We start from the raw sequence: 21,392 nt of genomic DNA, 5'->3' as shown, positions 1-21,392 counted from the left end.
AACCTGTCCCGTGCGTATTTTTCCAAAGATTTTTATTATGATGGGAATTCCGCCGCAGAGGGAGAATCCAGCCTGGATTGTAGCGGCCTATTCTATCGGACGCGACAGATTTGCATGACAACTTGCAAAATGGTAACGGTATCATTTTCATTGATGTTAGAATTTCGCCATGGAAAAAGAAACCCTGTTGGATGCAGTCGTTGCCGATGTCACTGCGCGCCGCAAAGGCGGCCGCAAGACTGGCGGCTTTACCTTGCGCGACGTCGCCAAACTGGCCGGCGTGGCGCCGATCACCGCTTCGCGCGCACTCAATACACCGGATGCGGTGTCCGCCAAGGTGCTGCAAAAAGTCCAGGCCGCCGTACAGCAGACCGGCTACGTGCCGAACTTGCTGGCAGGCGCGCTGGCATCGCAGAAAAGCCGTCTGGTGGCGGCAGTGGTTCCCACCTTGTCCGGCCCCATGTTCCTGGAAACCGTGGAGTCGCTGACCGATACCCTGGCCGCCGCCGGCTACCAGGTCATGCTGGGCCAGAGCGGCTATGAAAATTCACGCGAAGATGCCTTGCTGGACGCTATCATCGGCCGCCGCCCCGACGGCATCGTGCTGACCGGCATCAACCGCTCGGCGCAGGCGCGCCGGCGCTTGCTGGCGAGCGGCATTCCGGTGGTGGAAACCTGGGACCTGACGCCGACCCCGGTCGACATGCTGGTCGGTTTCTCCCATGAAAAGATCGGCATCGCAGTGGCGCAATACCTGCACGCCGCCGGCCGCCGCCGGGTCGCCGCCATCGGCGCCAGCGACGACCGCAGCCGGCGCCGCGTCAGCGCGTTTTCCCAGGAAGCAGTCCGGCTCGGCATGGCGCCGGCAGGGGCAAGCGAGATTCCCTCCTGCGAAGTGGCGGCGCCGACCACGCTTGGCAATGGCCGCAGCGCTTTGACCGGTTTGCTGGCGCGCGCCCCCGATATCGACGCCGTGTTTTGCAGCTCCGATATGCTGGCGCTGGGCGTCATGATTGAGGCCCAAGCCAGCGGCATCTCCATTCCACAACAGCTGGCGGTGATCGGCCTGGGAGACCTCGGTTTTTCGCGCGACCTGCAGCCGCCGCTGACTACCGTGCGCATCGACGGCACGGTCATCGGCCGCACCGCGGCGCGCTTCATCATTGCCCGCTCTGAAGGCAAAAGCGTTGCCGAACCGGTCTGCGATATCGGCTTCACCATCATAGAGCGCGCCAGCGTTTAAGCCCTTCTGTTACAAAAATAAGCATTGACAGCCAAAAATGGGACCGCTACCATTTGAATTGGTAGCGGTCCCATTTTGTAAAAAAACGCATTCCAAAAAGCAGGGATTGCAAGCGGCACTACCGATTCGACATCTTTCAGTCACAGGCAGCCACACATGACATCATCGAGCAAACAGGTTCCAGGCAGTCCCCTCATCGTCGACATGCGCGTGGTGCCGGCGGCCGGACGCGACAGCATGCTGCTCAACCTGAGCGGCGCACACGGTCCTTATTTCACCCGCAACATCGTGATCCTCACCGACAGCGCCGGCCATACCGGCGTCGGCGAAGTGCCGGGCGGCGAACGCATCCGGCAAACGCTGGAAGATGCGCGGCCGCTGCTGCTGGGCAAAGCCATCGGCAACTACCAGGCGATTCTCAACAGCGCCCGCAGCGCATTCAGCGAACGCGACGCCGGCGGCCGCGGCTTGCAAACTTTCGACCTGCGCATCGCGATCCACGCCGTGACGGCGCTTGAAGCCGCCCTGCTCGACCTGCTGGGAAAATTCCTTGGCGTGCCGGTAGCGGCCTTGCTGGGCGAAGGCCAGCAGCGCGACGCGGTAAAGATGCTGGGTTACCTGTTCTACATCGGCGACCGCACCGCCACCGACCTGCCCTACGTCAGCGAAGCTGACAGCGACGATGACTGGCTGCGCCTGCGCCATCAGCCGGCGCTCGATACGCAGGCCGTGGTGGCGCTGGCGGAAGCAGCCCATCAGCGCTACGGTTTCAACGACTTCAAGCTGAAAGGCGGCGTGCTGCGCGGCGAAGATGAAATGGAAGCCGTGACCGCGCTGGCCGAACGCTTCCCGCAGGCGCGCATCACGCTCGATCCCAACGGCGGCTGGCTGCTCAAGGATGCGATCCGCCTCTGTCGCGACCAGCATGCGGTGCTGGCCTATGCTGAAGATCCCTGCGGCGCCGAGAACGGCTTTTCCGGGCGTGAAGTCATGGCCGAATTCCGCCGCGCCACCGGCCTGAAAACCGCTACCAACATGATCGCCACCGACTGGCGCGAAATGGGCCACGCAATCCAGCTGCAATCGGTCGACATCCCGCTGGCCGATCCGCATTTCTGGACCATGCAGGGCTCGGTGCGGGTAGCGCAGATGTGCCATGAATGGGGCCTGACCTGGGGTTCGCACTCCAACAACCATTTCGATATCTCGCTGGCGATGTTCACGCACGTGGCGGCGGCGGCGCCCGGCAACATCACCGCCATCGATACCCACTGGATCTGGCAGGACGGCCAGCGCCTGACCAGGGAGCCGCTGCAGATCGTCGGCGGCATGATCGAGGTACCCAAAAAACCCGGCCTCGGCATCGAGCTCGACCTGGCGCAGCTGGAAGCTGCGCATCAGCTGTATCGCAATATGGGACTGGGCGCGCGCGACGATGCCGTCGCCATGCAATACCTGATCCCCGGCTGGAAATTCGACAACAAAAAACCCTGCCTGCTGCGCTAAACCAGCAGACAGGCGGCGACAAAGATTCAGCAAAAGCCGCATCATGCAAACTGTATGCCCATCCATCGCATGACCAGCAATGAGGTAGCAACATGATCCAGCAATTTGATTTCCCTGTCCGCGTGATCCGCGCCGAGGGCGCCATCGTCGGCGAATCGCCGGTGTGGTCGCAGCGTGAACAGGTCTTGTACTGGGTGGATATCCTCAAGCCCGCGCTGCACCGCTTTGACCCCGCCTCGGGACAACAGCGCAGCTGGCCGGCGCCTGCCGCCATCGGCTCGATCAGCCTGGCGAAGAACGGCAAGATCGTCGCCGCATTGCGCAGCGGCTTCCACTGGTTCGATCCGGCTGACGCCAGCTGGACCCTGATCGCGCATCCGGAACCGCACATCTCGCACAACCGCCTCAACGACGGCAAGACCGGACCGGACGGCGCCTTCTGGGCCGGCACCATGGACGACCGCGCCGACAAGCAGGCTTGCGCGTCGCTCTACCGGCTCGCGCCGGACGGCAGCATCAGCGCTCACGGCAACCAGCTGGTGGTCTCGAACGGCCTGGCATGGAGCCCGGACGGCCGCACCATGTACCACTCCGATTCGCGCCGCGCAGTGATCTATCGCTATGATTTCGACGTCGCCAGCGGCACGCTCGGTCCGCGCCAGGTGTTTGTACAGATGCAGCCGGAATGGGGCCGCCCCGACGGCGGCGCCGTCGATGCCGAAGGCAATTACTGGGGCTGCGGCATCACTGCCGGACGCATCAACAAATTCTCGCCGCAGGGCCAGCTGCTGGGATATTTGCCGCTGCCGGTTTCGCGCCCGACCATGTGCGCCTTCGGCGGCGCCGGCCTCAACACGCTGTACGTCACCTCGCTCACTGAAAACATGAACGCCGAGGAGCTGGCGCGTGAGCCGCTGGCCGGTGCGCTGTTTGCGGTCGACATGCCGGTGGCGGGCACGCCGGTGGCGGAGTTCGGAGCATGAAAACCATCGTGCTGACCGGCGCCGCCGGCAATATCGGCAAGGTTCTCAGGCAAGGCTGGTCGGACGGCCGTTATCAGCTGCGGCTCAACGATATCAAGCCGCTGGGCGCGATGGCCGTGCATGAAACCCTGTACACCGGCGATCTGCGCGATGCGGCTTTTTGCGCAGCGCTGCTGGAAGGTGCGGACGCTGTGGTGCACATGGCCGGCATCGGCACCGACCTGGAACTTGAGCTGCTGATCGAGCACAACCTGAAAGCCCTGCTCAGCGTATATCAGGCGGCCCGCGCCCATGCGGTGCGCGTGATCTACGCCAGTTCCAACCACGCCATCGGCATGTACGCCACGGAAATCGAGATCGACGAGTACGCCGCAGTGCGGCCGGACAGCCTGTACGGCATCAGCAAGGTCTGGGGGGAGGGCATCGCCCGGCTGTATTTCGACAAGCACGGCGTCGAATCGGTTTGCCTGCGCATCGGCTCGTTCGAGGCTGAACCGTTCGAGCGGCGTCATCTGCATACATGGTTATCGCACGCCGACATGCAGCACCTGGCCGAATGCTGCATCGAAGCGCCGCAGGTCGGATTCCAGATCATGTATGGCGTATCGGCCAATACCCAGCGCTGGTGGCAACAGAGCGACAATCCGATCGGTTATCAGCCGCAAGACAATGCGGAACAGTTCGCCGCCCGGATCGCCGCCATCCCGAGCCGGGGCGGGCCGCAGGCCGAGCGCTTCCAGGGCGGCGGCTTTGCCTCCGCGGATTATTCCAACACAAAATGACGGCCCTTTTACCCTCTTCCAAGCTTGCGCGAGGCAGATGAGCGAGCGCCGTCACAAGCAGGCCGGCGGCCTGCGCCTGGATTGTTTTGACAGTGCCGCCGTTCCGGAAACACCCTGACGCCGCCAAGGCGATCAATGATAAAAACTAACCGAGACAACCCATATGAAACGCATCAAAGGCCTGCGCTGGTGGATTATCGCCCTCGTCTGTTTTGGCACCATCCTTAACTACATCTCGCGCAATTCGCTGGGAGTGCTGGCGGACACGCTGAAGCACGATCTCGGATTCAGCACCAAGGAATACTCATACGTTGTCGCCGCCTTCCAGGTGGCTTACACCATCATGCAGCCGGTGTGCGGCTATGTGATCGATTTTCTCGGCCTGAAAGTCGGCTTTGCGCTGTTTGCCGCCGCCTGGTCGGTGATAGGCATGCTGCATGGCTTTGCCACAGGCTGGATCTCGCTGGCATTCTTCCGAGGCATGCTTGGCCTGACCGAAGCGGTGGCGATTCCGGCCGGGGTAAAAGCCGTGTCGGAATGGTTTCCGAAGCAGGAACGCTCGGTCGCCGTCGGCTATTTCAATGCCGGCACCTCCATGGGCGCCGTGATCGCGCCGGTGCTGGTGGCATGGCTGCTGTACAAGCACAGCTGGCAAGCGGCGTTCATCGTGACCGGCGCGCTCGGTTTCATCTTTGCCGGCTTGTGGTTCTTCTTTTACCGCGCCCCCAAGGACCATCCTAACCTGACCGATGCCGAACGCGACTACATCCTTTCCGGCCAGGAAAGCGTCGCCGAAAGCCAGGCGCACGCCAAGCCATCCGTCAAGACTATCGTCAGCACGCGCCGCTTCTGGGGCATCGCCATCACGCGCTTCCTGGCCGAACCGGCCTGGCAAACCTTCAATTTCTGGATTCCGCTCTACTTCATTTCGGTGCGCGGCATGAATCTGAAAGAGTTCGCGATATTCGGCTGGATGCCCTTCTTCGCCGCCGACATGGGCGGCATCCTGGGCGGCTACCTGTCACCTTTCCTGATGAAGCATTTCAAGTTCAAGCTGGTCAACTCGCGCATCGCCGGCATCGCTACCGGCGCCCTGCTGATGACCAGCGTCGGCTTTGTCGGCTATGTGGAAAGCCCCTACATGGCGATCGCCCTGTTCTGCATAGGCGGCTTTTCCCACCAGATGATTTCCGGCCTGGTCAACACCATGACCACCGACGTCTTCAACACCCGCGAAGTCGGCACCGCCAACGGCCTGACCGGCATGATCAGCTGGATAGGCGGCCTCTCGTTTTCACTGCTGATCGGGCAACTGGCCGAATCGATCGGCTATACCCCGCTGTTTGCGGCTTTGGGCATGTTCGACGTGGTAGGAGCCACCATCCTGTTCCTGCTGTATCGCGGCTACAAAGACAGCAGCGTCACTGTATCAAGAATCTGAATCAAGCATCCTGGAGATTTGCATGTCGGTTAACCATATTCCTGAATTCCATCTGGCAGAAAAAAACGGCCCGGCGCTGATGCTGAAAAGCGCCGATGGCCACGTCGCACATATCTTCGTGCTGGAACAAGACATCATTCGCGTGGTGGTGCTGCCGGATGCACAGCTGCATTTCCCACGTACCTGGGCGATCGCTCCCGGCGCCCAGCAAATGCCGCTGGAGGGGCGCGACCGTCTTTCTCTGGCTGGCTTTTCCCTGCCTGACTACACCCTCAGAAACCTGGCCGGGGCCTTGCAGATACAGACTGAAAAGATCCGTCTCACGGTGCAGCTGAAAGGTCTGTTCTGCAGCTGGGAAACCCGGGCCGCCGGCGAGTGGAAGGAACTGGCGCGCGACCGCAGCACGCAAGCCGTCAATTTCGGCTACTGGGATGACAAGGTGTATCACTACCTGAAGCGCGACGCCGAGGATGAGATGTACTTCGGCCTCGGTGAACGCAGCGGCGACACCAACCGCCATGGCCGCAGCTTTTCCCTGAAGACCATCGATGCCATGGGTTACAACGCCTTCAGCACCGACGTCCTGTACAAGCATATTCCGTTCTATGTCACCTGGAGCAAACGCCAGCAAGCCGCCTTCGGCCTGTTCTACGACACCCTGTCGGAAGGCAAGCTGGACATGGGCTGCGAGATGGACAACTATCACGGCCACTACCGCTACTTCGTCGCCGACCACGGCGACCTGGACTACTACTTCATCGCCGGCGACAGCATGGAGCAGGTAGTGCGGCGCCATACCTGGATGACCGGCAAGCCTGCGTTCACGCCAAAATGGGGACTCGGCTATTCCGGCTCCACCATGACGTATACCGACGAGCCGAATGCACAGGAAAAGATGAATGAATTCCTCGCCAACTGCGAGCAGCACGACATGCTGTGCGAATCCTTCCATTTATCGTCCGGCTACACCTCGATAGACAACAAACGCTACGTCTTCAACTGGAACCGCGACAAATTTCCCGATCCCAAAGCCTTTTCCCAGCGCTACCTGGATCATGGTGTGCGGCTGTGCGCCAACATCAAACCTTGCCTGCTGCAGGATCATCCGCGCTTCAGCGAAGCTGAAAGCCTGAACCTGTTCATCAAGAACCAGGACGGCAAGCCGGAAATGGTGCAGTTCTGGGATGAAATCGGCGCCTACCTGGATTTCACCAATCCCGACACCATCGCCTGGTGGAAACGCGCGGTGACCACCTCTTTGCTGGAATACGGCATCGGCAGCACCTGGAACGACAATAATGAATTCCAGATATTGAATCCGCAGGCCACCGCCAACGGTTTCGGCCAGCGTTTCAAGGCAGTCGAGGCCAAGGGCTTGCATACCCTGCTGATGATAGCCGCCTCGCGCGAAGCGCAGGCCGAATTCGCACCGGACAAGCGTCCTTACCTAGTGTCGCGCTCCGGCGCCGCAGGCATGCAGCGTTATGTGCAGACCTGGTCGGGCGACAACTACACGTCGTGGCAAACGCTCAAGTACAACATCAAGATGGGACTGGGCCTGGCCATGTCCGGCATCTCCAACACCGGCCACGACGTCGGTGGCTTCAGCGGCCCGGCGCCGAGTCCGGAGCTGCTGTTGCGCTGGGTGCAGTTCGGCATTTTCATGCCACGCTTTTCTATCCATTCCTGGAACGACGACAAGACTGTCAACGAAGCCTGGATGTATCCCGAAAATACCGGCGCGATCCGCAACCTGCTCAAGCTGCGCGCCTGCCTGACGCCCTACTTCTACGATCTGCTGTGGCGCTATCACCAGCACTACGAACCGATGATCAAGCCGACTTTCCTGGCTTTTCCGGACGATCCGAAGTGCTTTGCCGAGAACGACGACATGCTGGTCGGTTCGAATTTATTGCTGGCAGCTGTGGTCGAGCCGGGACAGACCAGCCGCACTGTCTATCTGCCAGCCGGCGCCGGCTGGTACGACTTCTGGAGCGGCGCCCATCATCAAGGCGGGCAAGAAATCACCTTGCCCGCGGTGGGTGAACAGCCGCCGTTGCTGGCGCGGGCCGGCAGCGCCATCGCCATCAACGTCGCCGAACAGCATTTCAGCCAGACCGCACATCAGCAAGGCTTCATGGTGTTTCCGCACCAGCCGGACGGCGTTTTCTCGACTGAGTTTTTTGACGATGACGGCGACAGCCATGCTTACCTCGAGGGCAAGAGCAGCCTGTGGAAGATCCAGGTGCAAAGCAACGCAGAAACGCTGGAGGTCGATCTTGAATGTAGCGGCGTTCAACCGGCATCGGACCTGGTGACTTTGCTGCTGCCTCAGCACGAAACACGCCAGGTTGTGCTGAACGCCGCCGCCATCCTGGGCGATGCCATCGTCAATCAACGGCGTGAAATCCAGCTGAAAATCAAGCTGCAATCCGATCCCAAGCTATCCATCAAACAAAAGATTGTCAGCATTCTGAAGCGTTTCAATAAATAAAACTCAAGGGGGAGACATGAAAAACACAACACTGAAACTACTGCTGGCCACAACGTCGCTGAGCGGCGCTGCCTACACCCAGGCGCAAACCAGCGTCACGATCTACGGCACCGCCGACGCCGCCATCATCCATTCAAGCAATCAGCATGGCAATGCGAACACCTATATCAACAGCGGCAACCTGAACGCCAGCAAGCTTGGCTTCACCGGCGGCGAAGACCTGGGTGGCGGCAGCAAGGCGATTTTCACGCTGGAGCAGGGTTTCAACATCGACACCGGCGCCCAGAGCGACGCCACCAAGGCCTTCAACCGCCAGGCTTTTGTCGGCCTGAGCGACGCCCGCTACGGCACGTTTACCCTTGGCCGCCAGTACACCCCGTACTGGCGCTATGTCGGCGGACTGGGGCCGACCGGCGTGCTGACCGGCGCCACCGGCTCCCACCCGGGCGACCTGGATGGCCTCGACACCACCATTCGCATCAACAATTCCCTGGTATATGCAACACCGCTGATCGCCGGCTTCCAGGCCAGCGCCCTGTATGGCTTTGGCGAAAACGCCGGCGCCATCAGTTCCGGCAATTCCACCAGTGCGGCGCTGCGCTATGACTACAATGCGGCAAGCGTGGCCATCGGCTATCTGAAGCTGAACAACAACAATCTCAAGGGTTTTGCGCAGTGGGATCCGAATGTCACCTCAGGCAGCTATGGCCAGTCGCCGGTGAATGCCGGCTATGCCTCGGCGAAATCGGTACAGATGATTGCCGCCGCGGCACGTTATAACCTTACCGGCAACCTGATGCTTGGCTTGAATTTTTCCAATGTGCAGATGACGCCGGGAGCGGCTTCCCTGTTCGCGCACCAGGCAACCTTCAATACCGGCGGCCTGATCTCCACCTACAAGCTGACGACGGCGACCACGCTGGCAGCCGGCTATAGCTATACGCGCGAATCAGCGGCGAACGGCATCAGCGATCCGGCAAGCTACCAGCAGTTTTCGCTTGAGCAGACCTATGATTTTTCCAAGCGGACGGCGCTCTATTTCCTGGAAGCCTATCAGAAAGCCCGCGGCCAGACCCTGGGAGCGAATGGCGTAACGCCGGTCAATGCGGTCGCCGTCGTTGGCGATTCGCAAAACGGCACGCCGTCTTCCAACGGCAAGCAATTTGTCGCTGCGATGGGTATCCGCCATCAGTTCTAAGCAAAAGCCCGGCCGGGCGCTGGTCAGGATGACAGCGCCTGGTCCAGCAACTCTATCCAGTGCCTGACCGGCGTCTCCGTGCCTGACTGCAGATGTGTCAGGCAACCGATATTGGCAGATACGATCATGTCCGGCTGGCTAGCCTGCAGTTTTTCCAGTTTATTGTCGCGCAAGCGATACGACAGATCCGGCTGCAGGACCGAATAGGTCCCGGCTGAACCACAACACAAATGGCTGTCGGCACACAGCTGCACATCGACGCCGACGCCACGCAACAGCCCCTCCACCTTGCCACGGATCTGCTGGCCGTGCTGCAAGGTACAGGGTGGATGATAGGCGACGCGCTGAAGTGATTTCCCGCTCAGCTTCTGTTGCAGCTCAACTTCAAACTCGGGCAGGATTTCGCTCAGATCCTTGGTCAAGGCCGAAATGGCTTTTGCCTTCACCGCATATTCAGGATCGGCCGCCAGCAAGTGGCCGTACTCCTTCACCGTCACGCCACAGCCGGAGGCGGTCATCACGATCGCTTCCACGCCCTGGCCGTTGCTGCCGATGACATACGGCCACCAGGCATCGATATTGCGCCGCATGTCGTCAAGGCCGCCGCCCTGGTCATTGAGGTGATAGCGGATAGCGCCGCAGCACCCGGCTTTCGGCGCCACCAGCAGCTGTACTTCCAGCGCATCCAGCACCCTGGCCGTGGCGCTGTTGATATTCGGCGACATCGCCGGCTGCACGCAACCGTCCAGCAACAGCATCTTGCGCTCGTGCTGGCGCTGCGGCTTGACTCCAGCATCCTGCCTGGCGGGAATCTTGTTCTTGAGTTTCTGCGGCAGCAGCGGCCGCAGCAATTGCCCGGTGGCCATGGCCGGCTTGAACAGCCATGGCCGCGGCAGGAATTCCTTCAATACCGTGCGTGCCAGCTTCTCGCCGAATGGGCGCCCGACCTGGCGCTCCACCACTTTGCGGCCGATATCCAGCAAGCGCCCATATTCCACTCCCGACGGACAAGTCGATTCGCAATTGCGGCATGTAAGGCAACGGTCCAGGTGCGATTGCGTCTTGACGCTGGCCGGCTTCCCTTCCAGCACCTGCTTGATCAGGTAGATGCGCCCGCGCGGCCCGTCCAGCTCGTCGCCCAGCAGCTGGTAGGTCGGGCAGGTGGCGGTGCAGAATCCGCAATGCACGCAGGCGCGCAAGATGGCGTCGGCTTCCTTGCCGTCGCGCGTATTCTTGATGAAATCGGCTAGATTGGTTTGCATGGATGCGTGTTTTTCTTTTACTAGAAATCCGGATACATACGGCCGCGATTGAAAATGCCCGCAGGATCGAAGCCAGCCTTCAAACGGCGATGGATTTGCGCGACAGCAGGCGCCAGCGGCTGGAACACGCCGACGCTTTTATCGCCGCCCCGGTATAAAGTGGCATGGCCGCCGACAGCGCTGGCCGCCGCGCGGATTGTAGCGGCATCCAGGGCAGGACTATCGTCTGCCAGCAGCCAGCGTTGCGCCCCGCCCCATTCGATCAGGGTCGCGCCGGCCAGCGGCAGTGGCTCCGCGATCGACGGCAGAGACAAGCGCCACAAGGCCTTGCCGCCGGCAACGCTGGCAAAGAAAGAGTGCGTCTGCTCGCGCAGCGCCTGCCAGAACTGTTCGGCGTCCATGACAGCTTCGCCGCCCAGCTTGTGCTGCGCCGCACGCACCGCGGCTTCGGCGCCGGCCAGCCGTATCGTCAGCATGCCGTCATGCCAGCAACTGGCCGACAACGGCAGCGGCTGGCCACCCCATTGATTCAAGCTGCGGATCGCTTCGGCCTGGGTCATTGCGAAACGCCGGCTGTTGACCGCAAGCGGACGCGGCAGCACCTTGAGCGACGCTTCCAGTATCAAACCCAGCGTGCCTAGCGAGCCCGCCAGCAGACGCGACACATCGTAGCCGGCGACATTCTTCATGACCTGGCCGCCGAAGTGCAGCACATCGCCTTTGCCATCCATCAGCACCGTGCCCAGCACAAAATCGCGCAAGGCGCCGACTGCCTGGCGCGACGGCCCCGACAAACCGCTGGCAAGCATTCCACCCAAGGTCGCGCTGCTGCCAAAATGCGGCGGTTCGAATGCCAGCATTTGCTGATGCTGCGCCAGCAAGGACTCGATTTCCCCCAGCGGCGTGCCGCAGCGGGCGGTGATCACCAGTTCGGTCGGCTCGTAGTCGATGACGCCGCTGTAGCCGCGCGTATCCAGCAGTTCGCCTTGCACCTCTTGGCCATACCAGCGCTTGCTGCCGCCGCCGCGGATTTCCAGCGCGCGCTGCCCTGCTGCCGCGCCGAGGATCTGCGCCCTCGCCTGTTCTTTGAAATCTTGTGGGTCCATGTTTAGTGTCGTGTCATGTCTCAAAACCGGGGCAGATCGGGGAACTTCATGACGCCGCGCTGTATGTGCATCTTTCCGTACTCGGCGCAGCGCTGCAAAGTCGGAATCGCCTTGTCCGGATTCAGCAGGAACGCCGTGTCGAAGGCGCGCTTGACGCTGAAGAAGGCCTCGCGTTCCAGCGGCGAAAACTGCACGCACATCGAATTGATCTTCTCGATGCCGACGCCGTGCTCGCCGGTGATGGTGCCGCCCACCGCCACGCACAGCTCCAGGATTTCAGCGCCGAACTCTTCGGCACGATGAAATTCTCCAGGGATATTGGCGTCGAACAGGATCAGCGGATGCAAGTTGCCGTCACCGGCATGGAACACATTAGCGCAACGCAAACCATACTTGCTTTCCATCTGTTCTATACCGAGCAGCACCTGCGCCAGCTTCTTGCGCGGGATGGTGCCGTCCATGCAGTAGTAATCGGGAGAGATGCGGCCGGCCGCCGGAAAGGCGTTCTTGCGGCCTGACCAGAAGCGCAGGCGCTCGGCTTCCGAAGTCGAGACTTCGATGCGGGTGGCGCCGCTGGCGCTCAGCACCGCACTCATGCGTTCGATTTCTTCTTCGACCTCTTCGGTGGTGCCGTCCGATTCGCACAGCAGGATGGCCGCGGCTTCGGTGTCATAGCCGGCCTTGACAAAGGGTTCCACCATGCGCGAACTGGTGCGGTCCATCATTTCCAGCCCGGCCGGGATGATACCGGCAGCGATCACGCTGGCGACCGCGTTGCCGCTGGTGACGACATCGTCGAAGGAGGCCATGATGACGCGCGCCGCCTGCGGCTTCGGGATCAGCTTGACCGTGACTTCTGTCACCACGCCCAGCATGCCTTCCGAACCGATGAATACCGCCAGCAGATCGAGGCCAGGGGCATCCAGCGCGCCGCCGCCCAGTTCGACGATGTCGCCGTCGATGGTCACCATCCGCACCCGCAAGACGTTATGGATCGTCAGGCCGTACTTGAGGCAATGGACGCCGCCGGAATTCTCGGCGACGTTGCCGCCTATGGTGCAGGCGATCTGCGAAGACGGATCCGGCGCATAGTAAAGACCATGCGCCGCGGCCGCTTCGGAGATCGCCAGGTTGCGTACACCCGGCTGTACCAACGCTGTCCGTGCATAGGGATCGAGCTTGACGATGCGGGTGAATTTGGCGGTCGACAGCACCACGCCGTCGGCGATCGGCAAGGCGCCGCCGGACAGGCCGGTGCCGGCCCCGCGCGGCACGATAGGCACTTTCAGGTCGCGGCAGGCCTTGAGTATGGCCACCACCTGCGCCTCGGTTTCAGGCAAGGCCACCACCATCGGACTCTGGCGATAAGCCGCCAGGCCGTCGCATTCGTAGGGACGGGTATCTTCGTCGTTGTGCAGCAAGGCGTGCGCCGGCAGCAGCGCGCGCAGCGCCGCCACCACTTGCTGCTGGCGGGCTGGGTTAAAGGTCGATTCAGCGGCGCCGGTGGCTGGCGCCGACGCTGGCACTGGGTCTGAAAACGTCATGCTGGCTTCCCGGCTGTGGTTTTATGATTGAAACGTCTCTCAGCGAGTATAAGGCCATTGCCAAGCCAGCAAAATGCTTTCCTGCCGATTCCCCCTGAAAAGCTTGCAAGCCGGCGATGAAATGTTTTCAGGTCGGGCCGGGCCGCGTAGGTCGGACCGGCGCTTTCAGATGCTGCTGAAGGTGGTTTTCATCCAGTCGATGAAGGTGCTCACTTCCGGCCGCTCCTGCGGCTTTTGCTGGTACACCAGATAGTAGGCGTGCGGCGGCGAAGTCAGGCTGATGTCGAACAGCTGCACCAGCTTGCCCTGCTCGATCAGCTCGCGTGCAAAATGCTTGCGGGTCAGGCCGACGCCGTGGCCGTGCCGCACCAGTTCCAGCAGCAAACCCAGGTCATCCGCGCGCAAGCCGGATGACGGTTCAGGCCAGTCGAGGCCGGCCGCCTGGAACCAGGGTTGCCACGGTTCCAGCGCCGAACGCAGCAAACTCGCCTTGCGCAGGTCGGCCGGCTGGTGCAGCGGGCCGATTTTTTTCAGGTATTCCGGGCTGGCGACGGCAAAGGTCGGTTCCTCGAATAATTTTTCGGTAGTGGTGTTGGGATACTTGCCTGCGCCAAAACGGACTTCCAGATCGCTCTCCGTCAGGCTCAGGTCATACAGCGGCACCGACAGGAATATCTCCACCACGATCTCGGGATGCTGGCTGACGAAGCTGTGCAGATGCGGAATCAGCAACTGCCGCGCAAACGTCGGCGGCGCCGTGATCTTGACGCGCGGCTGCACCTGCGCGTGACGCTGCGGCAACGGGAATTCAGTCAAAGTCCGCAAGGCGCTGCGCACCACTTCCAGGTAGCGGTGGCCGAATTCCGACAAGGCCACGGTACGGCCTTCGCGCGAAAACAGACGCTCGCCGACAAAATCCTCCAGCAGGCGAATACGGTGCGACAGCGCCGACGGCGTGATGCACAATTCCTCCGCCGCCACGGCGAAGGAATGGTGGCGCGCCGCGGCTTCAAATGCGGACAAGGCATGCACCGGCGGCAGGCGATTGACCAGGGGGGCTTTATTCGACATGAATGACCTGCTTGCTGATTTATTAAGAATCTTATTAAGCACAATAAAATCGTAACCGGGTTTTCGTTGCGCTTAACACACGCAGCTAACTGGGGTCAGAGTGAACTTTCTGCGCGCTTTTTGCAGAAACTTCACTCTGACCCCACTTAGCGGGCTACGAAGTACATGCTTCGCCGCTGGAAAAAACCATGCAGCACGTCCCGTCTTTCTCCGAATCCGTCATGTGGGGTCAGAGTCGAGTTTCGCGAAAAAGCGCCGCGAAAGTCGACTCTGACCCCAGATGACTCTGATCCTAGATGACTCGCCCATGAATAGCTGGGCGACTCACCAGCGGATGATCTTGCCGGGATTCATGATGTTCTTGGGATCGAAGGCATGCTTGAGCGCGCGCATGGTAGCGATCGCTTCGACGCCATGTTCTTCGATCAGAAAATCCATCTTATGCAAGCCAACACCATGCTCGCCGGTGCAAGTGCCATCCATGGCGATGGCGCGGCTGACCATGCGCGCATTCACGCCTTCGGCGCGCGCGATATCGGCGGCGTTGCCGGGATCGACCAGCATCTGCGTGTGGAAATTACCGTCGCCGACATGGCCGATGATCGAGTACACCAGGCCGTTCGCTTCGCAATCGGCCTTGGTGTCGAGTATGCATTCGGCCAGGCGCGAAATCGGCACGCAGCAATCGGTGGAAATCGCACGGCTGCCCGGGCGCAGTTGCAGCAACGCGAAATAGGCATTGTGGCGCGCGGCCCACAAACGCGAACGGTCTTCCGGCCGCGTCGCCCATTCGAATCCGGTAGCGTGATGATCGGCCACCAGCGTCTGCACTACTTCGGCTTGTTCCTTGACGCCGTTCTCACTGCCATGGAATTCAAACAGCAGCAGCGGCTGCTCCGGCAGCGCCAGTTTCGCGTGTGCGTTAATAGCGCGCACGCCGTTTTCATCCAGCAGCTCGACCCGCGCAATCGGCACTCCCAGCTGTATGGTCTGGATCACGGCATTGACGGCGTCGGCGATATTTTCAAACGAACACACCGCGGCGGAAATCGCTTCCGGCTGCGGATAGAGCTTGACCGTGATTTCGGTGATGACGCCGAGCGTACCTTCGCTGCCGACAAAAATCCGCGTCAAGTCATAGCCGGCTGCCGATTTCCTGGCGCGTGTGCCGGTCTTGATGATGCGGCCGTCGGCCGTCACCACGGTCAGCGCCAGCGTATTCTCGCGCATGCTGCCGTAGCGTACCGCGTTGGTGCCGGAGGCGCGGGTGGCTGCCATGCCGCCGATCGAAGCGTCAGCGCCGGGATCGATCGGAAAGAACAAGCCGCTATCCTTGATCTCGTGGTTCAGCTGCTTGCGGGTCACGCCGGCCTGCACCGTCGCCGTCAGGTCTTCGGCGTGGATCGCCAGCAAGCGGTTCATGCGCGACAGATCGACCGAGATCCCGCCTTGCAGCGCCAGCACGTGGCCTTCCAGCGAGGTGCCGCTACCGAAAGGAATCACCGGCACCTGATGCTCGCTGCACAGCTTGACCAGCGCCGCCACTTCTTCAGTGCTTTCGGCGAAAACGACCGCGTCCGGCAGCATCGGATCGTAAGACGATTCATCGCGGCCATGATGCTCGCGCATCGCCTGCGTGGTCGAGAAACGTTCGCCAAACAGGGGCTTGAGAGATGCCTGCAGGGTTTCCGGCAGCGCTTTCTTCAAGGCTGCGAGATCGGTGATGTGATTCATGGGAAGCTCTCCTTTTCCATGAATTTTACTCTGCGGCGGCCAGTCGTGCCGCTACCTGCTGGTGTACAGTAGCAGCATCGCTATTTCACCTCACATATATTCAATCCCATGGGCAACCGACTTTCCAAGATCGCCACGCGTACCGGCGACAAAGGCAGCACCGGCCTCGGCGACGGCAGCCGGGTCGACAAGGACAGCCTTCGCATACAAGCCATCGGCGACATCGACGAACTGAATTCCCAGCTCGGCGTGTTGCTGTGCGATTCATTGGAGCCCGCACTGCGCGAGGCCTTGCTATCGATACAACACGATCTGTTCGACCTCGGCGGCGAACTGTGCATTCCCGGCTACACGCTGGTCAACGACGGCCAGGTAGCGCGGCTGGACAATCTGCTGGAAAAATATAATGCCGACCTGCCGCCGCTCAAGGATTTCATCCTGCCCGGCGGCAGCCATGCGGCCGCGCTGGCGCATGTGTGCCGCACGGTTTGCCGGCGTGCGGAACGCAGCATTGTCAGCCTGGGCAAGAGCGAGACCGTCAGCGAGCCGGTGCGGCAGTATGTGAACCGCCTGTCGGACCTGCTGTTCGTGTTGTCGCGGGTGCTGAACCGGGCGGATGGCGGCAGCGATGTGCTGTGGCAGAAGGAGCGAGTGCGGGACACATGAAAAAAGGGCGCGGCGTTTACGGCGCCACGCCCTTTTAGCGGTAAAGCTGCAATCTTATTTGCTGCGCTTGTCGTGTTCGATCAAGGCATACGCCGAGTGATTGTGGATGGATTCGAAATTTTCAGCTTCCAGCACGTATGCCAGCACGCGCGGCTCCTGGTTCAAGGCGACTGCGACGTCGCGCACCAGGTCTTCGACAAATTTCGGATTCTCATAGGCGCGCTCGGTCACGTATTTTTCATCCGGGCGCTTGAGCAGGCCGAACAATTCGCAAGAAGCCTGGGCTTCGATGCGGGCGATCAGTTCATCCACCTGGATCTCGCCATCCAGCACGGCATTGACCGTGATGTGCGAGCGCTGGTTGTGTGCGCCATACGCTGAAATCTGCTTCGAACACGGGCACAGGCTGGTGACCGGCACCATGACTTTCAAGCTGATTTCCAGCTCGCCGTCGCTGATCTCGCCAGTCAGGCCGACCTCGTAATCCATCAGGCTCTGGACGCCGGAAACCGGCGCGGTCTTGTTGATGAAATACGGGAAGCTCAGTTCGACGCGGCCACGCTCAGCGTCCAGCAGGGTCACCATCTTGCGCATCAGTTCCCCGAACGACGCCACATCCAGCGGACCGTCCAATCCTTCCAGCAAGGCGATGAAACGCGACATGTGGGTGCCCTTCTGCTGCTCCGGCAGATGCACGTACATATTCCAGCTGCCGACCGTGGCTTGCGCTGCCGCCCCGGTACGCACCGTCAGCGGATAGCGCACGCCTTTGACGCCGACGCGCTGGATCGCCAGGCGGCGGGTGTCGACGCTGCTCTGGACGTCTGGAATGGTCAGGTTCTGGTCACGGGTATTCATTTGTTGTTTAACCTTTGCGCAATGGACAAAAGACTGCCTTGGCGGTCTTGTCCCGGCTCACCGTCGCGCACCATGGGTGCTGACGGGAAACCGGGGGATTGGAAATAGATTGGCTGGAACGCTGCCGCCTTGTAGCGGCCGCGTCCTGGCTGGCATTACTTGAACAACGGCCGGCGCCAGGGCCAGCTTATTTCTGATTGACGACCAGGCGCGGCTGGTCCTTGCCGAAGCGCTGGCGTATCGAGGCCGCGATGCCTTCGGCATTCAGTCCGCACTGCGCCAGCAGCAGGCCGGCGTCGCCATGATCGATGAACTTGTCCGGCAAGCCAAGATTCAAGAGCGGCTTGACACAGCCCGCTGCAGCCAGCGCTTCAGCCACAGCGGCGCCGGCGCCGCCCATGATGCAGCCCTCTTCCACCGTCACCAGCGCATCGTGGGAAGCGGCCAATTGCAGCACCAGTTCCACGTCCAGCGGCTTGATGAAGCGCATGTTGACCACTGTGGCGTCCAGCAATTCGCCGGCAGCGATGCTCGGCGCCAGCAGCGAACCGAAAGCCAGGATCGCGACATGATGGCCCTTGCGCTTGATCTCGCCTTTACCCAGCGGCAGCAGCGTCAACGCCGGATCGATGGCAGCGCCGGTACCGGCGCCGCGCGGATAGCGCACCGCGGCCGGACCATTGTATTGATAAGCGGTGGTCAGCATCTGGCGGCATTCGTTTTCGTCGGAGGCCGCCATCACCACCATGTTCGGAATGCAGCGCAGGTAGGCCATATCGTAGTTGCCGGCGTGCGTGGCGCCGTCGGCGCCGACCAGGCCGGAACGGTCCAGGGCGAAGGTGACGTCGAGGTTTTGCAGAGCGACGTCATGGATCAGCTGATCGTAGGCGCGCTGCAGGAAAGTCGAATAGATCGCCACCACCGGCTTCAAGCCTTCGCACGCCATGCCGGCGGCGAAAGTGACGGCGTGCTGCTCGGCGATGCCGACGTCATAGAAACGTTGCGGATAGCGCTTGGCGAAGGTATCCAGGCCGGAGCCGCCCGACATGGCCGGCGTGATGCCGATCAGCTTGTCGTCTTGCGCCGCGGTGTCGCACAGCCAGTCGCCGAACACCTGGGTGTAGGTCATCTTGCTGACCGCGGCCGGCTTGATGCCTTCGGCCGGATTGAACTTGCCCGGGCCGTGGTACAGCACCGGATCGGCTTCCGCCAGCTTGTAGCCCTGGCCCTTCTTGGTCACCACGTGCAGGAACTGCGGACCCTTCAGGTTCTTCAGGTTCTGCAAGGTCGGGATCAGCGATTCCAGGTCGTGGCCGTCGATCGGGCCGATGTAGTTGAAACCGAATTCCTCGAACATGGTGGCTGGCACCACCATGCCTTTGGCGTGTTCTTCAAAACGCTTGGCCAGCTGACGCATCGGCGCCGGCAGGATCGATTTGCCGACATTCTTCGCCTGGGCGTAGAACTGGCCCGACATCAGGCGCGCCAGGTAGCGGTTCAAGGCGCCTACCGGCGGCGAGATCGACATGTCGTTGTCGTTCAGGATCACCAGCATGTTGATATCGTCATACACGCCTGCATTGTTCATGGCTTCGAACACCATGCCGGCAGTCATGGCGCCGTCGCCGATGACGGCGATGGCGTGGCGATCGGTCTCGCCCTTGGTCTTGGCGGCCAGCGCCATGCCCAATGCGGCCGAAATCGAAGTCGACGAATGGGCCGTGCCGAAGGTGTCGTATTCGCTTTCGTCGCGGCGCGGGAAACCTGAGATACCGTTCAGCTGACGCAATGTGTTCATGCGCTCGCGCCGGCCGGTGAGGATCTTGTGCGGATAGGTTTGATGGCCGACATCCCACACCACACGATCCTCCGGCGTGTTGAAGACGTAGTGCAAGGCAATCGTCAATTCCACCGTGCCGAGGTTGGACGACAGGTGGCCGCCGGTCTGCGACACCGATTCGATGACGAATTCGCGCAGCTCGTCCGCCAGCGGCTTGAGTTGCGCCCGCGACAACTTGCGCAGGTCTGCCGGGCTGTCGATTGTGTTAAGTATTTCCATATGCCCTGAACCTTAAGCTTTCCGTTGCACGATCAAATCCGCCAGCTCGCGCAGGCGGCGTGCCTTGTCCCCGAAGATCGCAAGCGCCCGGTGGGCGTCATTGCGTAATTTTTCTGCCAAAGCCTGCGATTCCGGCAAACCCAGGATCGAGACGTAGGTCGGCTTGTTGTCGGCGGCATCCTTGCCTGCAGTCTTGCCCAGCGTGACGGAATCGGCAGTGGCGTCGAGGATATCGTCGACCACCTGGAACGCCAGCCCGATCGCCGTGCCGTAGGCTTCCAGCGCATCCGTTTCATCCTGCGTCAAGGTCTTACCGCCCCACGCTCCGAGCAATACCGAAGCGCGCAGCAAGGCGCCGGTCTTCAGCTTGTGCATCTGTTCCAGCTCGGCCAGCGACAGGCTGAGGCCGACGCTGGCAAGATCGATGGCCTGGCCGCCGCACATGCCGAGCGAACCGGATGCCTGCGCCAGCAAGCGCAGCATGACGAGCTGGCGCGCCGCATCGAAGCCGGCGCCATCGGTCTCGGCCAGCACCACGAAAGCCTGCGCCTGCAAGGCGTCGCCCACCAGCAAAGCGGTGGCTTCATCGTACTGCACATGCACGGTCGGCTTGCCGCGGCGCAAGGCGTCGTCGTCCATGCAGGGCATGTCGTCATGCACCAGCGAATAGGCATGGATCATTTCGACCGCGGCGGCCGCCCGCTGCACAACCGTTGCCGGCGCGGCAAACAGTTCCCCTGCAGCAAATGCCAGCAAAGGCCGTATGCGTTTGCCGCCGTCCAGCACTGCATAGCGCATGGCTTGATGCAATCTGGCGGGCGCAGCATTTTCTGATGGCAACAATCTGCCAAGCGTCGCTTCCATCTCGCACTGCACCTGGCGCATCCATTCGCCGAACGATTGTTCTGTCGCCGGCGTGGCATGGGCTAACTGCGGAGCTAACTGAGCGGTCGCCGTCATTCGTCGGCTCCACTGTGATCGTTCAACGCTTCGCCGACGAAAGGCTTGAGCATGTCGCCTTCCAGCACCTTGACCTGGCTGTCGACTTTTTCCAGCTGCGCGGCGCAAAACTTGACCAGCTCGGATCCGCGCTTATAGGCGGCAACCGACGCTTCCAGCGGCAGTTCGCCGGCTTCCATCTGGGCTACCAGTTGCTCCAGTTCAGCCATGGCTTGTTCGAACGAGGCCGGGCTGCTGGCGGAAATCGGATTTTTTGGCATAGTAGGTGTAAATAGATTAGACCGCTATTTTAGAGCAAACCTCTATAAGCCGTTGAATTTAGACACAAGATTTGGCTACCAGGCGCGATAAAATGCCTGAAACGACGCCAAATCCAGGTTTTTTGTGGGATAATCCTCGGTTCTGTCCAAAATTTCCGTTTCATATTATTTGAACACAGGTTTTTGCGGATTCTTTCTCTCTTAGGTTGATACAACACATTTGGG

The 21,392-nt window shown here is 61.1% G+C and carries 17 protein-coding genes; 8 read left to right on the top strand and 9 right to left on the bottom strand.

Annotation, left to right across the window (positions count from 1 at the left end; translation table 11 throughout):
• Nucleotides 1-169: 169 nt before the first annotated feature.
• The 7 genes from VNZ65_RS17240 to VNZ65_RS17210 all read left to right on the top strand — a co-directional run bounded on the left by VNZ65_RS17240 (nucleotide 170) and on the right by VNZ65_RS17210 (nucleotide 9,647).
• Entirely contained in the window at nucleotides 170-1,243 is a 1,074-nt protein-coding gene (locus VNZ65_RS17240) for a LacI family DNA-binding transcriptional regulator (protein ID WP_325671143.1), read from the top strand.
• 156 nt (nucleotides 1,244-1,399) lie between these two features.
• Nucleotides 1,400-2,749 carry a glucarate dehydratase gene (gene gudD / locus VNZ65_RS17235; protein ID WP_325671141.1) on the top strand — a complete coding sequence of 450 codons (1,350 nt, stop codon included), beginning with the start codon at nucleotides 1,400-1,402 and terminating at the stop codon, nucleotides 2,747-2,749.
• 92 nt (nucleotides 2,750-2,841) lie between these two features.
• Nucleotides 2,842-3,732: an SMP-30/gluconolactonase/LRE family protein gene (locus VNZ65_RS17230; protein ID WP_325671139.1), complete on the top strand. Its 891-nt coding sequence runs from the start codon at nucleotides 2,842-2,844 to the stop codon at nucleotides 3,730-3,732.
• Complete coding sequence (locus tag VNZ65_RS17225) at nucleotides 3,729-4,514, top strand: NAD(P)-dependent oxidoreductase (protein ID WP_325671137.1); 786 nt, start codon at nucleotides 3,729-3,731, stop codon at nucleotides 4,512-4,514. Before VNZ65_RS17230 ends, VNZ65_RS17225 begins: the two co-directional genes overlap by 4 nt.
• 163 nt (nucleotides 4,515-4,677) lie before the next feature.
• Nucleotides 4,678-5,955 carry an MFS transporter gene (locus tag VNZ65_RS17220; RefSeq protein ID WP_325671135.1) on the top strand — a complete coding sequence of 426 codons (1,278 nt, stop codon included), beginning with the start codon at nucleotides 4,678-4,680 and terminating at the stop codon, nucleotides 5,953-5,955.
• Nucleotides 5,956-5,977: 22 nt separating this feature from the next.
• Nucleotides 5,978-8,449, top strand: a complete 2,472-nt coding sequence (locus VNZ65_RS17215; protein WP_325671133.1) for a glycoside hydrolase family 31 protein — start codon at nucleotides 5,978-5,980, stop codon at nucleotides 8,447-8,449.
• A 16-nt stretch (nucleotides 8,450-8,465) separates the two neighbouring features.
• On the top strand, nucleotides 8,466-9,647 hold the full coding sequence (locus tag VNZ65_RS17210; RefSeq protein WP_325671131.1) for a porin: 1,182 nt from the start codon (nucleotides 8,466-8,468) through the stop codon (nucleotides 9,645-9,647).
• 23 nt (nucleotides 9,648-9,670) lie between these two features.
• Here VNZ65_RS17210 and glcF read toward each other — a convergent pair whose 3' ends face one another.
• The 5 genes from glcF to VNZ65_RS17185 form a co-directional block, all read right to left on the bottom strand.
• The gene (gene glcF / locus VNZ65_RS17205) at nucleotides 9,671-10,909 is read right to left on the bottom strand and encodes a glycolate oxidase subunit GlcF (RefSeq protein WP_325671130.1); all 1,239 of its coding nucleotides are present in this window, start codon (nucleotides 10,907-10,909) and stop codon (nucleotides 9,671-9,673) included.
• Nucleotides 10,910-10,929: 20 nt separating this feature from the next.
• Complete coding sequence (gene glcE / locus VNZ65_RS17200) at nucleotides 10,930-12,015, bottom strand: glycolate oxidase subunit GlcE (RefSeq protein ID WP_325671128.1); 1,086 nt, start codon at nucleotides 12,013-12,015, stop codon at nucleotides 10,930-10,932.
• A 20-nt stretch (nucleotides 12,016-12,035) separates the two neighbouring features.
• Nucleotides 12,036-13,559, bottom strand: a complete 1,524-nt coding sequence (locus VNZ65_RS17195) for an FAD-linked oxidase C-terminal domain-containing protein (RefSeq protein ID WP_325671126.1) — start codon at nucleotides 13,557-13,559, stop codon at nucleotides 12,036-12,038.
• A 165-nt stretch (nucleotides 13,560-13,724) separates the two neighbouring features.
• The gene (locus tag VNZ65_RS17190) at nucleotides 13,725-14,612 is read right to left on the bottom strand and encodes a LysR substrate-binding domain-containing protein (RefSeq protein ID WP_325671201.1); all 888 of its coding nucleotides are present in this window, start codon (nucleotides 14,610-14,612) and stop codon (nucleotides 13,725-13,727) included.
• Between the two features lie 342 nt (nucleotides 14,613-14,954).
• Nucleotides 14,955-16,364: an FAD-binding oxidoreductase gene (locus VNZ65_RS17185; protein ID WP_325671124.1), complete on the bottom strand. Its 1,410-nt coding sequence runs from the start codon at nucleotides 16,362-16,364 to the stop codon at nucleotides 14,955-14,957.
• A gap of 108 nt (nucleotides 16,365-16,472) precedes the next feature.
• On the opposite strand from VNZ65_RS17185, the gene VNZ65_RS17180 reads away from it, so the two are divergent.
• Entirely contained in the window at nucleotides 16,473-17,030 is a 558-nt protein-coding gene (locus VNZ65_RS17180; protein ID WP_325671122.1) for a cob(I)yrinic acid a,c-diamide adenosyltransferase, read from the top strand.
• A 54-nt stretch (nucleotides 17,031-17,084) separates the two neighbouring features.
• Here the strand turns inward: VNZ65_RS17180 and folE2 are convergent, their stop codons facing one another.
• From folE2 to VNZ65_RS17160, 4 genes are all read right to left on the bottom strand, one after another.
• Complete coding sequence (gene folE2, locus VNZ65_RS17175; protein ID WP_325671120.1) at nucleotides 17,085-17,888, bottom strand: GTP cyclohydrolase FolE2; 804 nt, start codon at nucleotides 17,886-17,888, stop codon at nucleotides 17,085-17,087.
• Between the two features lie 187 nt (nucleotides 17,889-18,075).
• Entirely contained in the window at nucleotides 18,076-19,947 is a 1,872-nt protein-coding gene (dxs, locus tag VNZ65_RS17170; RefSeq protein ID WP_325671118.1) for a 1-deoxy-D-xylulose-5-phosphate synthase, read from the bottom strand.
• A 12-nt stretch (nucleotides 19,948-19,959) separates the two neighbouring features.
• Nucleotides 19,960-20,832 carry a farnesyl diphosphate synthase gene (locus tag VNZ65_RS17165; protein WP_325671199.1) on the bottom strand — a complete coding sequence of 291 codons (873 nt, stop codon included), beginning with the start codon at nucleotides 20,830-20,832 and terminating at the stop codon, nucleotides 19,960-19,962.
• A gap of 71 nt (nucleotides 20,833-20,903) precedes the next feature.
• Entirely contained in the window at nucleotides 20,904-21,167 is a 264-nt protein-coding gene (locus VNZ65_RS17160) for an exodeoxyribonuclease VII small subunit (protein ID WP_061937211.1), read from the bottom strand.
• Nucleotides 21,168-21,392 lie beyond the last annotated feature (225 nt).

The organism is Collimonas sp. (genome assembly GCF_035566555.1).
GTDB lineage: Bacteria > Pseudomonadota > Gammaproteobacteria > Burkholderiales > Burkholderiaceae_D > Collimonas.
This window is presented reverse-complemented; position numbering and strand designations above follow the sequence as displayed.

What these genes read in the sequence shown, in the direction of transcription:
- VNZ65_RS17240 (WP_325671143.1), top strand. Translation starts at nt 170, where the DNA reads ATGGAAAAAGAAACCCTGTTGGATGCAGTCGTTGCCGATGTCACTGCG.
- gudD (WP_325671141.1), top strand. Translation starts at nt 1,400, where the DNA reads ATGACATCATCGAGCAAACAGGTTCCAGGCAGTCCCCTCATCGTCGAC.
- VNZ65_RS17230 (WP_325671139.1), top strand. Translation starts at nt 2,842, where the DNA reads ATGATCCAGCAATTTGATTTCCCTGTCCGCGTGATCCGCGCCGAGGGC.
- VNZ65_RS17225 (WP_325671137.1), top strand. Translation starts at nt 3,729, where the DNA reads ATGAAAACCATCGTGCTGACCGGCGCCGCCGGCAATATCGGCAAGGTT.
- VNZ65_RS17220 (WP_325671135.1), top strand. Translation starts at nt 4,678, where the DNA reads ATGAAACGCATCAAAGGCCTGCGCTGGTGGATTATCGCCCTCGTCTGT.
- VNZ65_RS17215 (WP_325671133.1), top strand. Translation starts at nt 5,978, where the DNA reads ATGTCGGTTAACCATATTCCTGAATTCCATCTGGCAGAAAAAAACGGC.
- VNZ65_RS17210 (WP_325671131.1), top strand. Translation starts at nt 8,466, where the DNA reads ATGAAAAACACAACACTGAAACTACTGCTGGCCACAACGTCGCTGAGC.
- glcF (WP_325671130.1), bottom strand. Translation starts at nt 10,909, where the DNA reads ATGCAAACCAATCTAGCCGATTTCATCAAGAATACGCGCGACGGCAAG.
- glcE (WP_325671128.1), bottom strand. Translation starts at nt 12,015, where the DNA reads ATGGACCCACAAGATTTCAAAGAACAGGCGAGGGCGCAGATCCTCGGC.
- VNZ65_RS17195 (WP_325671126.1), bottom strand. Translation starts at nt 13,559, where the DNA reads ATGACGTTTTCAGACCCAGTGCCAGCGTCGGCGCCAGCCACCGGCGCC.
- VNZ65_RS17185 (WP_325671124.1), bottom strand. Translation starts at nt 16,364, where the DNA reads ATGAATCACATCACCGATCTCGCAGCCTTGAAGAAAGCGCTGCCGGAA.
- VNZ65_RS17180 (WP_325671122.1), top strand. Translation starts at nt 16,473, where the DNA reads ATGGGCAACCGACTTTCCAAGATCGCCACGCGTACCGGCGACAAAGGC.
- folE2 (WP_325671120.1), bottom strand. Translation starts at nt 17,888, where the DNA reads ATGAATACCCGTGACCAGAACCTGACCATTCCAGACGTCCAGAGCAGC.
- dxs (WP_325671118.1), bottom strand. Translation starts at nt 19,947, where the DNA reads ATGGAAATACTTAACACAATCGACAGCCCGGCAGACCTGCGCAAGTTG.
- VNZ65_RS17165 (WP_325671199.1), bottom strand. Translation starts at nt 20,832, where the DNA reads ATGCGCCAGGTGCAGTGCGAGATGGAAGCGACGCTTGGCAGATTGTTG.
- VNZ65_RS17160 (WP_061937211.1), bottom strand. Translation starts at nt 21,167, where the DNA reads ATGCCAAAAAATCCGATTTCCGCCAGCAGCCCGGCCTCGTTCGAACAA.